Below are 13,912 nucleotides of genomic sequence, written 5' to 3' on the forward strand. Positions count from 1 at the left end.
GGAGCTCCGGTGGTCCCGGGGTGGGCCGCCCGGCACCGGCCGGCCTCCCTGCGGCGGGCTGTCCGCCGCCGGTGGTCCAGGCGCCGAGGCCCGCCGCCGCCCCCACACCGCGCCTGCCCGACTGGACCCGCGGCATGACGACCGGGCACAAGGCGACCGGTACCGCTGCCATGCTGCCGGACTCGGTCGACCACTCGGCGGGCCTCACCGGCGCCTGGACCACCGGCGGCGGACAGCCCGCCGCAGGGAGGCCGGCCGGTGCCGGGCGGCCCACCCCGGGACCGGAGCTCCTCTCGATACTCGCCAGCCGCCACAGCGCCGGCCTCAACCTCGGCAGGCTCGGCCACTGGGAGGAGGCGGGCGAGGTCCACCGCGCGGTCGCCGCCGAACGCGAGAGCGTCCTCGGGCCCGACCATCCCGACACGCTCTCCAGCCGGTACGAGGTGGGCTTCACCCTCAGCCGGACCGGACGGGCGGCGGACGCGCTGCGGGAGTTCGCCCATGTCGCCCAGGGCCGTGAGCGCGGCCTGGGCCCCGACCATCCGGAAACCCTCGCTGCCCGCCAGGAGATGGCGTACGTCCTGGGCCAGCTCGGCCGGCACTTCGAGGCCCACCAGCTGTACGCCGCCGTTCTCACCTCCCGGGAACGCTCGATGGGGCCCGACCACCCGGACACCCTGCGCTGCCGCCACAACCTGGCGTTCAACCTCAGCAGGCTCGGGCGGCTGGAGGAGTCGTACGGCATGGCCCGCGACGTCGCGGAGGCGCGCGCCCGGCTGCTCGGCGCCGCCCACCCCGACACCCTCGTCACCCGCTACGAGGTCGGGTACACCCTGGGCCGGCTCGGCCGCTGGACGGAGGCCCTGCAGACCTACCGGGAAGTCGTCCAGGCCCGAGCGCAGGCGCTGGGCGCCGACCACCCGGACACCCTCGCGGCCCGCTACGAGGTCGGAATCAGCCTCGGGCGGCTGGGCCGCAGCACCGAGGCCCTGGAGCTCTACCGCGCGCTCGTCGAGGACCGGACCCGGGTCAGCGGCCCCGCCGACCCCGAGACACTGCGTGCCCGCCACGGACTGGGCGTCAACCTCGGCCGGCTGGCCCGCTGGGAAGAGGCGCTGGCCGAATCCCGCGAGGTCTGCGCGCACCGCGAACGCGTACTGGGTCCCGACCACCCCGACACTCTGGTCAGCCGCCGCGAGGTCGCCGTCGGTCTCGGCTGGCTGGGCCGCTGGGCCGACGCCCTCACCGTCTACCGGCAGGTGGCCGAGGCACGGACCCGGATCCTCGGAGCCGACCACCCGGACACCCTCGCCGGGCGCAACGACGAGGCGCACTGCCTCGAACAGCTCGGCAGGAGCCAGGAGGCCGTCGCGCTCTACCGGCAGGTGGCGGCGCTGCGGCAGCAGCGGGGCATCCCGTCGGGCTGAGGGCCGTCCCGCCCTTAGGACCCATCGTCCGGACCATGCCGGACCCCGCGGACCCGGCCTGATTCGAACGAGAGGCCCTGGCCCGACGGCCGGTGGACATCCGGACCTGGTCCGGGCCGGGCGTCCGTGCTACCAAGGGACATGCCCGTACGAGACAGCTATGACGCAGTGATCGTCGGCGGCGGCCACAACGGCCTCGTCGCCGCCGCCTACCTCGCCCGCGCCGGACAGTCCGTCCTGGTCCTGGAACGGCTGGGCACCACCGGGGGAGCGGCCGTCTCGACCCGTCCGTTCGCCGGGGTCGACGCCCGGCTGTCGCGCTACTCCTACCTGGTGTCGCTGCTCCCGTCGAAGATCGTCCGCGATCTCGGCCTGGACTTCGCGGTACGCAAGCGGACCGTCTCCTCGTACACCCCGGCCGTCCGCGACGGCCGCCCCACCGGCCTGCTGGTCGCCGGCGACCGCACCCGCGACTCCTTCGCCGCCCTCACCGGCTCGGACCGGGAGTACGAGGCATGGCAGCGGTTCTACGGACGCACCGGGCAGGTCGCCGAGCGGGTGTTCCCGACGCTCACCGAACCGCTGCCCACGCGGGACGCGCTGCGGCAGCGGATCGACGACCCGGACGCCTGGCGGATGCTGTTCGAGGAACCCATCGGCGTGAGTGTCGAGAACACCTTCGACGACGACCTCGTCCGCGGAGTCGTCCTCACGGACGCTCTGATCGGAACCTTCGCCGACGCGCACGATGCCTCGCTGCTCCAGAACCGCTGTTTCCTCTACCACGTGATCGGCGGCGGCACCGGCGACTGGGACGTCCCGGTCGGGGGCATGGGCGCGCTCACCGACGCTCTCGCCGGCGCCGCGCGCGCCGCCGGTGCGCAGATCCGCACGGGGCACGAGGCGGTCCGCGTCGACACCGACGGGACGCACGCCGAGGTGATCGTGCGGACGGACAGCGGTGAGACCGCCGTCGGCGCGCGCCGCGTCCTCGTCAACGCCTCGCCCGAGGCGCTCGCCGCCCTCCTCGGCGACGAGCCGCCGACGCCCGCCGAAGGCGCCCAGCTGAAGGTGAACATGCTGCTCACCCGGCTGCCCCGGCTCAAGGACCGGTCCGTGGACCCGCGTCAGGCGTTCGCCGGGACCTTCCACATCGCCGAGGGGTACGGACAGCTGGCCGACGCCTACCGGGACGCGGCGGCGGGCCGGCTGCCCGCAGCCCCGCCCTCGGAGATCTACTGCCATTCGCTGACGGACCCCTCGATCCTCGGCGCGGATCTCGCCGCCCGCGGCTACCAGACCCTGACCCTGTTCGGCCTCCACACCCCGGCGCGCCTCTTCGCCGCGGACCACGACAGCACCCGCGCCACGCTGCTCGAGGCGACGCTGGCCGAGCTCGACGCCCATCTGGAGGAGCCGCTCACCGACTGCCTGGCGCTCGACGCGAACGGTGAGCCGTGCATCGAGGCGAAGACGCCGCTCGATCTCGAACGGGACCTGCGGCTGCCCGGGGGCCACATCTTCCACCGGGACCTCGCCTTCCCGTACGCCACACCGGAGACCGGGCGCTGGGGCGTGGAGACCGCGCACCCGAACGTCCTGATGTGCGGGGCCGGGGCGGTGCGCGGCGGAGGGGTCAGCGGGGTCCCCGGCCACAACGCCGCGATGGCGGCGCTGGGCCGGTGACGGGCACCCGCCGCTGACCTCACTCGCCCTGTCGGCCGAACACACCCCGCAGCGCGGCGATCTTGCGCGGCAGGTCGTACTCCGCGCCGCCCTCGTGCCCGTTGTACGTGAACACCTCGATCTGCGCCGGTCCGGCATAGCGGTGGTAGGCGGCGAACACCGTGGACGACGGGCAGATCTTGTCCATCAGCCCCACCGAGAACCACGCCGGAGCGGTCGCCCGGGCCGCGAAGTTGACGCCGTCGAAGTACGACAGGGTCTCCATCGCCTCGTCGATGCGGAAGCGGTGCCCGGACAGCCAGCGGGCGATCTCCGCGTACGGGCCGGCGTCCGTGATCTGCGAGGCACGCCGGTAGTGGCAGAGGAACGGCACATCGGCGACGGCCGCCACGACGTCGTCGCGCAGTCCCGCCACGGCCAGCGAGAGGCCGCCGCCCTGACTGCCGCCGAGCACCGCGACGCGCGAGGCGTCCACCGCCGGGTGCGCCTTCGCGGCGTCGACGGCCCGCACCGCGTCCGTGATCAGCCGGCGGTAGTAGTGCCGGTACGGGTCCTCGATGCCCCGGGTCAGGAAGCCCGGGGAGGAGGAGCCGTTCCCGTCCGGGCCGATGTCCACGGTGTCCGCGGTGTTCTTGCCGCCCCCGCCCTGCCCGCGGTTGTCCATCACCAGATGGGCGTAGCCCAGGGCGCTCCAGGTGAGCCAGGAGTACGGGATGCCGCGGCCGCCGTTGTACCCGATGTACTGGACGACGGCAGGCAGCGGGCCCGGGCGGTCCCGGGGGAGCAGCAGCCACGCCTTCACGGGCTGGCCGCCCCAGCCGCGGAACGTCACGTCGAACACGTCGACGGTGGCGAATCCGGCGTCGTACGGGACGAACTCGGCGTCCAGGCCGTGGCGGGCCGTCTCGGTGAGCGTCTTCTCCCAGAAGGCGTCGAAGTCGGCCGGCTCCTCCGGCTCCGGCCGGTAGTCGCGCAGCCGGTCCAGGGGCATGTCGAACAGCAAGGGTCTAGCTCCTCTTCAGGGTGAGGTCGAGGGTTGCACCGTGGAGTTCTGTCGTGTCCGCGGTGATGCGGATGCCGGTACCGGTCGGCGCCACCGTGATGCCCGGGCCGGCCGAGACGACGCTCAGGTTGCGCCGGGCCAGGTCCAGCACGACGGAGGACCGCAGTTGGGTCGGGTCCGACAACGAGACGGTGACCGTCTTTCCCTCAGGCCGGACGAGGACCGAGGCCGGTCCGTCCGCGCTGAGTTCCTGGGCCGTTCCGGCGCCCCAGAAGTTCGCGGCGAGCAGCCCGTCCGCGCAGCGGCGTACCGCGTGCACGGCGGTGGAGCGGGCGACCAGCTTCACCGGGGGCGCCGCCGACCACTGCTTCGTCCGTTCGGCGGAGGCCATCGGTGCCTGCAGCCAGAAGTAGCCCGCCCCCTGCGGCGCGGTCCCGTGGTCCTGCCACAGCGTCAGATACGGGCGGGTGACGGGGGTGTCCGTGCCGTACTTCAGGTTGATCTCGCGCCAGGTCGCCGTCCGGTCCTCGCGCAGCCCGCGCAGGGTCACCGGCTCGGGGAAGACGTAACCGCCGGTCCCCGCGACATGCGCCCACCGCACCTGGTCCAGCCGCGCCGACCACCCGGTGTCCGCGGGGGCGGCCTGTCCGTTGACGAGGAGCGCCGCCGCCGGGTCCCGCAGCTTCCGGTTCTCCACGATCGTCTCGGCCGTGCCCGCGTCGGCGCTGATCCCCGAGCCGACGCACGCGATGACGTCGTCGAGGCAGAACCAGCTCTTGAGGCCGTGCAGCGAACTGCCGAACGCCCGCAGCTCCATGCCGTACGCGCCCAGCGTCGTCCCCGGCAGCGCGGCGCCGCCCGCCCAGTCGGCGGTGCTGGTGGTGCGCTGCCCCGCCGCGTCGGCGGGCCGGCCCGCGAGGACGGTGGTGCCGGGCAGTCGGGCGGGGTCGACGGTGGGCCAGTAGTCCTCGCTGTAGTGGCCGAGGTCGTCGGTGTAGAGGAGGACCATGCCGTCGGAGAGGTGCCAGGCGTGCAGGTTCTCGTTCTGGATCGACTCGTAGTTGTAGATCCGCGACGAGTACGCGGAGATGCCGAGGGCGAACGAGGGCCGGTGGTGGGCCGCCTTGTCCATCCGCGGGTGCTGCTTGTGGGCGACCAGCGGGCCGCGCGCCGGAACGGGGGACGCGAGGACGTTCCGGGCCGCGACGAGGGAGGCGAGGTCGGTGACGGCGAGGAAGTCGCGGTAGGTGTCCTCGGCGATCCACTGCTTGACCAGGGCGGTGAACCGCTCGGCGGTCTCTCCTGGGAAGCTCGGGATCAGCCGCACCACCGCTTCGATGACCGTCTGCGCCGAGACGTGGCCCTGCTTGCTGGGCCGGGCGATCTCGCGCCCGCAGACCGACGCCATCACGTCGCCGCGCGCCAGGAGCGGGTCGAAACCCTCGTCGACCCAGAGCCGTACGTTGTCGAGGTCCGGGTCGGTGACCGTCCACGACGTGCCCGCCAGGAGGTTCAGCAGCCGGGAGAGGTTGTTCAGCAGCTCCTTGCCGTAGCCGCCGTTGTACGGGTGCTTGTAGTGCTGGAGGAACGAGCCGTCGGAGTAGAAGCCCTCGCCCGTGCCCTCGGACGCCGCGCTCGTGTCGTTGAAGGCGAGGACGCTGTTCGCGCCCGAACCCTCGACGTCCGAAAGAGCGTCACGGACCCGCACGAGGTCGTCGCCGCTGTCGCGGAGCACCGCGTTCACGGCGACCACGGTGGAGATCCAGACCCGGTTGGCGCCGGTCGCGATCTGCCGGTCGGCCCGCCAGAGGTTCGGGTCGGGTGTGTAGCCGCGGACGGCCGCGTTGATCCGGCCGAGGCGTTCCGTACCGAGCACGTCGTACAGCAGCACGGCCGCGTCGTTGAGCGCGAGGGCGGAGCCGATCTCCCAGTCCCAGTCGTTGTCGAACCGGGTGTGCTCCGGTCCGTAGCGGTTCGTCAGCATCCAGTCGATGCCAGCCAGCAGCAGGTCCCGCAGTGCGGAGTCTCCGTACTGGGCGGTGCCGGGGACGGCCCACGCGGTCGCCACGGTCGCCAGGCGCTTGAACGACGTGGTGACGTGGTTGGAGAGCGTGGTGCTGGTCAGATCGGGGAACAGCCCGTCCGCGCGGGACGGGTCCAGTCCCTTGGCGGAGGTGGTCGCGGCCTTCCCGATCCTCGTCACGGCCGCGGCGATCCGCGGGTCGGTGAGGTCGAGACCGGGGCCTCCGGTGAGGAGGGTGTGCCACCGGGTCCGGAGCGAGGCGGCGTCGTCGACCGGGTCCGCGGCGTGTGCGGTGCCCGACGCGAGCGTGAGCGGCAGGGCGGCGGCCGCGCCGAGCGCAGCCGCACCGGCGAGGACGGTGCGGCGCGTGGTGCCCCTGGTGGTGCCTGGGTTCATGATGCGGGCCCTCACAGAAGGTGTCGGCGGTCGACGGCCGCGGCGAGCGCCGCGTGGCCGGAAGGACTGGGGTGGAGGCCGTCGCCGCTGTCGTACGCGGGCAGCAGCCGCTCCGGGTGGTCCGGATCGCGCAGCGCCGCGTCGAAGTCGGCCACGGCGTCGAAGACCCGGCCGGTCCGCACGGCGGCGTTGATCCGCTGCCGCACCGTCTCCAGCTCGGGCGTCCAGCGGGTCCAGCCGCCGAACGGGGCGATGGTCGCGCCGATCACGCGCAGTCCGGCGTCCCGGGCGCGCAGCACCAGCTGCCGGTAGCCGGCCAGGACGAGCGCCGGGTCCGTCTGGCTGGGCGGCTGCTGGAGGTCGTTGACCCCGAGGTGGACCAGAACGGTCCGCAGCCCGGGCAGGGACAGCACATCGCGGTCGAAGCGGGCCTGCCCGCCCGGCCCGAACCGGGCGTCGTCCAGGAGCACGCGGTTGCCGCTGATCCCGAGATCGGCGACCGCCGCGCCGGGCAGGCGCCTGGCCAGTTGGTCGGGCCAGCGCAGATCGGAGTCGTCGGGTGTGCCGACGCCCTCCGCGATGGAGTCGCCCAGCACTGCGATGACCGGCCCGTGCGCGCCCGTCACCTCGACGCCCGTCAGCAGGAACACCGAAGTGGTGCGGACCCCGTCGACGTGGTGCGAGGCGTGGGTGTTGCGGTGGAACGACAACGGGCCGGTGGGCCCGGGCAGTTCGGTGCGGATCGTCAGCAGGGAGGCCTCGACGGCGCGCAGGCCCGCGACCGCGTCACTGGTCAGTGAGGCACCCGCGGCCAGCCATGCCTGCCGCTGCCCGCCGAAGGTCACGGGACTGCCGCCCGCGGTGACCGGACCGATGAGGACCGGCACCGTGCCGAAGGCGTGCCCGTAGCGCAGCCGGACCTGGCCGCCGGCCGACAGCCGTACCCGCGCCGTGAACGTGCCCTGCGTCAGACCGGTGTTCGCCACCGTGTCGGTGGGCGTCGGCGCGGTCTGCGCGGTCGCCCACGACGTCGTCCAGCGCGAGCGGCGCGCACCGCTGCCCGCTGACTCGGCGGCCCGCGCGCCCGGCGCACTCGCCACGACCGCGGCCAGCCCGGCCGCCGCCGTCAGTACCCCGCGTCTCGCGGGTCCCCGCCCGCTCACTGGGGGCACGCACCGGTCGGCGTGTACTCACTGCCGTACGTGCCCACGGCGTCGCCGCCGGTGTTCCCGCTCATCGTGTTCGTACAGACGGGGCCCTGCGGGGTGCGCATGAACTTGATGCCGCCGCCGGCGTTCCCGGTGATCGTGTTGCCGTAGACGCTGGTGTCGACGCCGTCGGTCGCGGTGTCGCCGCCGAGCCGGATGCCCGCGCCGGCGTTGTCGTGGATGGTGTTGTAGCGGAAGATGTTGCCGCTGCCGCGCGCGTCCAGGCCGCCGGAGCTGGAGTCCTTCTGCTGACTGCAGTCGTTGTACTCCACGTAGTTGTTCGTCGAGTTCTCCTTCACGTCGACGCACTCGTTGCCCCGGGTGGCGATCGTGTTGTGGTGGATGCGGTTGTTCCTGCTGATGTCGGGGGCAGCGTCCGGGGCGCCGTTCGCACCCTGCTGTTCCGGAGCCGTACCGAGGTAGATGCCCTCGCCGTTCTTGCCCCCGCCGCCGAACTTGAAGTCGGCGACACCGCAGTCCGTGATGGTGTTCCCGGAGATGTCGGCGCCGGTCACCAGATAGCGAACGCGCAGACATTCGTCGGCCGCGTTCTTCAGCGTCATTCCGGTGACGCGCAGACCGCCCACCCCGTTACCGGGAGTCGTGCTCATGACATATATGAGCTTGAGGCGGTACCCCGCCACATCGGTGGACGAGCCGTGCAGCCCGTCGACGGTGAATCCGCTCAGCGTCGTCGAGTCGTGCTGCACCTGGATGATCCGGGCGTCGCCCGCCCCCTTCACCACGGCGTTCGCCGGGCCGGTGATCGTGACGCCGGCGCGCTTGGTCACGACATCCTGCTTGTACGTACCGGCGGCGAGGTTGACCACCGCGCCCGTCGGCGCCAGATCGACCGCCTTCTGGATCGTGGCGAGCGGGGAGCCCGCCGACGTACCGGAGTTGCTGTCGCTGCCGGACGGCGACACGTAGTAGGCGGTGGCGGCGGCAGCGGCCGCCGACGGCGGGGGGAGGACGAGCGGGGCGCCGACGGCGAGCGCGGCGACGAGGGCGGTACGCAGTGCGTGGCTCATGGGGTGTGCCTCCTGGGATCAGCGAAGGACAGAGCGAGCAGTACGGGAATGCTCGGGCCGAGCAGCAGTGGCCCGAGCGGTACGACGAGTGAGAGGAGCACGGCGGACACCACCGCGCCGAGCAGGGCGGTGCCCCGGGCGGCCGAACCGAAGCCGAGCGCCAGCGCGCCCCGGGTCCAGCCGCGGACCGTGCCGCCCGGGGTCCGGCCGGCTTCGGCCGCGAACGCCACGTGGTGGATGACCAGGGCGGCCGCGATGCCCACCTGGGCCGCGAGCAGCACGAAGGTCCACGGCTCGGAACGGCCCAGCAGATGGACGATGTTGGCGGCCAGCACGACTCCGGCCGCCGTGGAGACGAGCGCATGCCGCCACAGCGCCCGCCAGTACTGCGGGAAGGCCCTGAACGTCATGACGAACGCGCGGCCGTCCCCTTCGGCCCGCCACCGCTGGAGCCCGTACGCCATCGCCGCGAGCGCGGGCAGCCAGGTCACCACCCCCAGCGAGAGCACGGCGAACGCGGCCCCGGCGGCGGCCGGGTAGGCCACGAACTCCAGCCGCCGCAGCAGCGTCGGCCAGCCGGACGAGAGAGTTGCCTGCATGGTCAGCCGACCTTTCCTGTGTAGGGTTCCGTCACGTCGAGGAGGACGGTGCCGCCCAGCTCCAGCCGGGTCGCCGCCACGACGTGAGGTGCGTCGCCCGTGGTGAGCAGGACGGCTGCCGCGTCGGCGACGACCCCCTCGGCGCGGATGCGCCGGGCGACGGGCGAGAGCAGCACGGTCTCGGTCCCGAAGGTCACGCCCTGGCCCGCCGTGCAGGGAACCCGGGCGGCCTCCGTCTGCGTTCCCGGGGCGATCGTGGTGAGGAACAGCCCCTCCACCGACCGCGTCGTGGCCGAGCGCAGCGTGTGTAGCGTGCGGGTGAGGCGCAGTTCGGGCGTGCTCGACGTCGGGTTGGCCTCCACCTCGGTGACCTCCGTGGTGATGCGGGCGTCGGCCGGGGCGAACTGCCGCAACCGGGCCGAGGCCGCCCCGGAGCGGATCAGCCGGCTGCCGTCCTGCTGCGGCTCGGTCGGCCGGTCGGTCTGAAGGAGGAACGTCCACTCCCGTGCCGCGTCCGCCTCGGCGAGGTCCAGCAGCACCAGGCGCCCCGACGGGGTGAACACCAGCGTCCGGTCCAGCCGCCGCACCCCCAGGCCCGCGTCGTACATCGCGGCGATCTCCGCCGTGGCGTGGGCCCACTCGCAGTCGTCGGAGACGAGCACATCGCGCTGCCGGGCCTGCCGCTCGAAGGGGATGTCCCGGTACACGTGGTACCGGTCCTCGTCCGCGTACCCCTGCCCGTCCACCAGCAGCAGATTGTGGTGCGCGGCCCGCTTGCGGTTGCTGTAGCCCTCGTCCACGGCGAGGAACGCACCCTGCGACACGAACACGAACGAACCCGAATCGGGGTGGTGATGGCCCTGGTTCAGGGTGTCCCAGCCCTTCTCGGCCCGGTGCTTCCCGGCGGTCTCCCACGCCCGGTGACCGCCACCGGGGCTGGCCTTGAACGACACCAGCGTGGCGTCGTCGTCCCAGCCCGTGCGCGCGGCCAGCAGCCCGAGATCGGGGAAGAACGCCCGCGTCCCGGTGGGCCGGGCGGCCGGCACCGACGGGTCGTACCAGAGGTATTCGAGGTAGGCCTCCGGCAGGATGCCCGGCCGCACCCCGCTCTCGGCCGCCTCCGGCCACAGCAGTTCGCCCGAGGCCAGATCGCCCAGCCACTGGGCCTCCGGGATCGCGTACTGGGCGGCGAGCCGGTAGTAGAGACCGGCGCTGTGACCGCTGCGCCGGTCGTGGCAGTCTCCGTGGTCGACGTTGAACGCGAACCCGGGCGCCGTCTGGTGCAGCCGGTAGCGGAACGTGTGCGACATGAATCCGCCCCGGTCCCACCAGTCGATGCCCTCCGCCTCCTTGAGGAGGTCCAGGTGGGCGGCGAGGAAAGGTACGCCGTAACGCCAGTAGACGACGCCCTCGGCATGCGATCCATCCTGCGGCATCAGGTCCAGGACGGTCCCGAGGTTGTCCTTGGCGCGCTCGGTCCACTCCTCCTTGCCCAGCACGTACCCGGCCGTCGCCAGACCCGCGTAACAGATCCAGTTGTGGTTCTGCCAGTACGACGACGACCACCAGCGGCCCTCGCTCGCCACCGCGAACTCGTACATCCGCCGCCCCTGGAGCAGCAGTTTGTACCGCAGCAGCGCCCGCACCCCGTCCGGCAGGTCGTCTCCGACCCACCGGTACGCGAGGGCCAGATGGTGCAGCAGCCAGCCGGCGTCCAGGTCGTGGTCCGGCATGTGGGCCCTGCCCCAGTGCGGCAGCCGCACCGCGGCCTCGATCCAGCGCAGGCTCTCCGCCAGATGCGCCGGGTCGCCGCCGGCCCGGTAGGCCAGGGCCGGATTGGAGGCGGCGGGGCCGAGCCACGTGATGCTGGCCAGGGGATGCGTACGGGGCGGGGTCAGCCCGCGGTGGCGGGCGGCCTCCTCGTACAGCCGCTTCTCCTGCGCGGGGCGCGGGCCGGGCGGCGGGGTCGCCGAGAGCAACAAGGGTCAGTCCTCCGTCCGGAACCGTGCGGTGGTGCCGTCGGCCAGGCAGACCGTCAGCCCGTCGCCGTCCAGCCGTACGTCGGTGACCGCGGGTCCGGCCGATGCCGCCTGGTACACCGAGGCGAACGTGACCCGGTCGGTGTCGGCGGTGAAGTCCACCCGGGTCCGGCTGCGTTGCGGGTCGTCTGCCGTGCCGGGACCCGGCCGGGTCACCGGGCGCACCGGCACCTCGGCACGGTGCGTGTGCCAGCCGTGCAGCGTCTCGTCGCCGTACCAGGTGGTGCGGGCCGCGCCCGCCGCCTGCACCTGCACGTCCAGCGCGGTGCCGGGACGGAGCTGGGCGGTGATGCGGCGGGCCTCGTCGGCCGTCACGGTCAGCAGGTCCACCAGATAGCCGGCGCCCGCCACGATCCGCCGGATCCCGCGCACACCCGCGTACGCCGTGGTCACCTCCGCCGTGACGGAGCGGTCGTCCGAAGCGAGCAACGCTCCCGCGCACTCCGCCTGTTCGCGACCGTCCACCCGGAACGCCGGGTGAGCCTCGGTCGACGCGTACAGATCACGGAACTCGGCGTGGGCGTAGGGAACCTGGCCGGGATCGGGCTGCCACGACGTGGTGTCGCCATAGAGATAGAGAGACAACTTGTCCCGATGGCCGTGCGAACCGCCGTGCGGGCCGAAGTCCAGCAGCGCGTGGATACCCGCGACGCGCAGCACGGCATAGCCCGCGGCGCCGAACAGCGTGAGCGCGCCGGGCGCCGGGCGCTCCGGCAGGGGCGGCCCCGCGAACCAGCCGCCCAGTTCCCGGTCCAGCCCGTCGTCGCCGGCACCGAGCTCGGCACGGGCCCGCGCCGCGACCGCGTCCAGCGCGGTCGACGGAACCAACTGCTGAGCCAGCGCCACCAGTTCCAGCCACTCGAGAGCCAGCGGATCCCGCAGGTAGGGGCCGTCGTGCAGTGCGGGAAGAATCCCGCCCGGCGTTGCGATCGCCGCCAGGACGTCCGTCATCCCCGCCAGCACAGCCACCACATCCGCGGGGATCGCCGCCGGATCGGTGCCCCGCAGGGCCAGCAGCGCGGCCCGCAGCACGAACCCGTGGTAGTAGGTGCTGCCCTCCCATTCCCAGCCGTCGTCGGCGACCGCGACCCGCAGATGCGCGTACAGTCCGCTGTCGCCCTCCAGCCACTCCTTGTGCCCGTCCCACTCCTGCCCGCGTACCGCCGCGGCGGCGCGCCCGGTGGCGGCGCCCGCGGCATTGAGCCACGCGGTGTAGTTCGAGGCGAGCTGATCCTTGCCGATCAGCACGGCACGGGCGTCGAGCGCCGCCCGCTCCAGGGAGTCCAGCAGCGGCAGCACCCCGGACAGGTCGTCCGTGCCGTGCTCGGCGAGCGTCATGACGGTGTGGCCGATGTTCACCGCCCAGATCGCGTCGGTCAGCGCCTGGTGGAAGAGACGGCCGCGCAGCATCCAGCCCTGCGCCTCACCGTGCTGAGCGGTGGCCAGCTCCTCGTACAGAGCGGTGTACTCCGCCAGCCGTGCCACCACCTCGACACGCTCGCCCCGGTGGGCGAGCACCCGCAGGTGCCGCGCCCACGCCTGGTGCGACAGCACCAGCCAGGCGCCGCGCACCGCTTCGTTGTCCACCCGGCAGCCGTACGAACACCGCGCACCGCCCTCGGGGAACGCCCCGCCGAGCACATCGCCGTGGTCCAGCTCCACCCCGTGCGCCGGGCAGACGTACGCGTGCCACCAGCCGCCGCGCTCCCGCGCGATCCGCCTCAACGCGGCCATACGCCACCGTCGATGTCCACCGTGGTCGCGGTGAGGAAGCCGGACGAGGGGGAGGCCAGGTGCACGACGGCCGAGGCGACGTCCTCGGGCGTGCCGGCCCGGCCCACCGGGATACCCGCCTCCATCGCCTGCTGCGCCGCCGGCGCGGTGAACGTGTCGTGGAAGGCGGTGCCCTTGATGAAGCCGGGGGCGACGGTGTTCACCGTGATGCCGCTGCCCCCGAGCTCCTTGGCCAGACCCTTGGTGAATCCGCGGATACCGGCCTTGGCGGCCGCGTAGGCCACCGAGCCGGGGCCGCCGCCGTTGTGCGCGGCGAGCGACGACATCGTGATGACGCGCCCGGCGGACGACTCCTTCAGATGCGGCAGCGCCGCCCGTACCGTACGGAACGTCGAGGTCAGATTGGTGTCGATGACCTGGTCGAAGTGGTCGTCGGACATCTCGGCGATCGTCGCCCGCCCGATCAGATGACCGGCGTTGCAGACCAGGACGTCCAGCCCGCCGAGGAATCCGGTGGCCTCCTCGACCAGGCGGTCCACCTCGGCCGTCACCGTCACGTCGGCCTGGAAGGCCTTGGCCTTGCGGCCGAGCGCCTCGATCGCGGAGACCGTCCTCGCGGCCTCGTCGGCGGAGGAGTGGTAGTGGACGGCGACATCGGCGCCGGCCTCGGCCAGGGCGACGGCGATGGCGCGGCCGATGCCGTGGCCCGCCCCGGTCACCAGCGCGCGGGAGCCTTGGAGATCAGCAGACATGGGGGGTAACCCTT

At 73.1% G+C, this 13,912-nt stretch carries 10 protein-coding genes; 2 read left to right on the plus strand and 8 right to left on the minus strand.

The annotated features are described in order from the left end of the window. Positions 1-1,427, plus strand: a 1,427-nt coding sequence (locus tag EAO72_RS17220; RefSeq protein ID WP_148018222.1) for a tetratricopeptide repeat protein, incomplete at its 5' end; no start/stop codon positions are given. A 141-nt stretch (positions 1,428-1,568) separates the two neighbouring features. Continuing rightward, positions 1,569-3,113, plus strand: a complete 1,545-nt coding sequence (locus EAO72_RS17225) for a phytoene desaturase family protein (protein WP_148018223.1) — start codon at positions 1,569-1,571, stop codon at positions 3,111-3,113. A gap of 19 nt (positions 3,114-3,132) precedes the next feature. Here EAO72_RS17225 and EAO72_RS17230 read toward each other — a convergent pair whose 3' ends face one another. Genes EAO72_RS17230 through EAO72_RS17265 form a run of 8 tightly spaced genes read right to left on the minus strand, consistent with a single transcriptional unit; the run spans position 3,133 to position 13,898 of the window. Then, positions 3,133-4,116, minus strand: coding sequence for an acetylxylan esterase (locus EAO72_RS17230; protein ID WP_148018224.1), 984 nt, complete (start codon positions 4,114-4,116; stop codon positions 3,133-3,135). Positions 4,117-4,120: 4 nt separating this feature from the next. Then, on the minus strand, positions 4,121-6,535 hold the full coding sequence (locus tag EAO72_RS17235) for a polysaccharide lyase 8 family protein (protein ID WP_148018225.1): 2,415 nt from the start codon (positions 6,533-6,535) through the stop codon (positions 4,121-4,123). Between the two features lie 11 nt (positions 6,536-6,546). Next, positions 6,547-7,698, minus strand: a complete 1,152-nt coding sequence (locus tag EAO72_RS17240) for an SGNH/GDSL hydrolase family protein (protein ID WP_148018226.1) — start codon at positions 7,696-7,698, stop codon at positions 6,547-6,549. Beyond that, positions 7,695-8,774, minus strand: coding sequence for a DUF1565 domain-containing protein (locus EAO72_RS17245; protein WP_148018227.1), 1,080 nt, complete (start codon positions 8,772-8,774; stop codon positions 7,695-7,697). The genes EAO72_RS17240 and EAO72_RS17245 overlap by 4 nt, the downstream gene beginning before the upstream one ends. Beyond that, positions 8,771-9,373 (minus strand): DUF624 domain-containing protein, encoded by a 603-nt coding sequence (locus EAO72_RS17250; RefSeq protein ID WP_148018228.1) that lies wholly within the window; start codon positions 9,371-9,373, stop codon positions 8,771-8,773. Before EAO72_RS17250 ends, EAO72_RS17245 begins: the two co-directional genes overlap by 4 nt. 2 nt (positions 9,374-9,375) lie before the next feature. Next, positions 9,376-11,355, minus strand: a complete 1,980-nt coding sequence (locus EAO72_RS17255; RefSeq protein ID WP_148018229.1) for a heparinase II/III family protein — start codon at positions 11,353-11,355, stop codon at positions 9,376-9,378. Between the two features lie 3 nt (positions 11,356-11,358). After that, positions 11,359-13,146, minus strand: a complete 1,788-nt coding sequence (locus EAO72_RS17260; protein ID WP_187285102.1) for a heparinase II/III domain-containing protein — start codon at positions 13,144-13,146, stop codon at positions 11,359-11,361. Continuing rightward, on the minus strand, positions 13,134-13,898 hold the full coding sequence (locus EAO72_RS17265; protein ID WP_148018230.1) for an SDR family NAD(P)-dependent oxidoreductase: 765 nt from the start codon (positions 13,896-13,898) through the stop codon (positions 13,134-13,136). The genes EAO72_RS17260 and EAO72_RS17265 overlap by 13 nt, the downstream gene beginning before the upstream one ends. Positions 13,899-13,912 lie beyond the last annotated feature (14 nt).

The sequence above is a fragment of the Streptomyces sp. OR43 genome (assembly GCF_008042275.1).
In the GTDB taxonomy this organism is placed as follows: Bacteria; Actinomycetota; Actinomycetes; order Streptomycetales; family Streptomycetaceae; genus Streptomyces.

What these genes read in the sequence shown, in the direction of transcription:
- EAO72_RS17260 (WP_187285102.1), bottom strand. Translation starts at nt 13,146, where the DNA reads ATGGCCGCGTTGAGGCGGATCGCGCGGGAGCGCGGCGGCTGGTGGCAC.
- EAO72_RS17265 (WP_148018230.1), bottom strand. Translation starts at nt 13,898, where the DNA reads ATGTCTGCTGATCTCCAAGGCTCCCGCGCGCTGGTGACCGGGGCGGGC.
- EAO72_RS17250 (WP_148018228.1), bottom strand. Translation starts at nt 9,373, where the DNA reads ATGCAGGCAACTCTCTCGTCCGGCTGGCCGACGCTGCTGCGGCGGCTG.
- EAO72_RS17245 (WP_148018227.1), bottom strand. Translation starts at nt 8,774, where the DNA reads ATGAGCCACGCACTGCGTACCGCCCTCGTCGCCGCGCTCGCCGTCGGC.
- EAO72_RS17235 (WP_148018225.1), bottom strand. Translation starts at nt 6,535, where the DNA reads ATGAACCCAGGCACCACCAGGGGCACCACGCGCCGCACCGTCCTCGCC.
- EAO72_RS17225 (WP_148018223.1), top strand. Translation starts at nt 1,569, where the DNA reads ATGCCCGTACGAGACAGCTATGACGCAGTGATCGTCGGCGGCGGCCAC.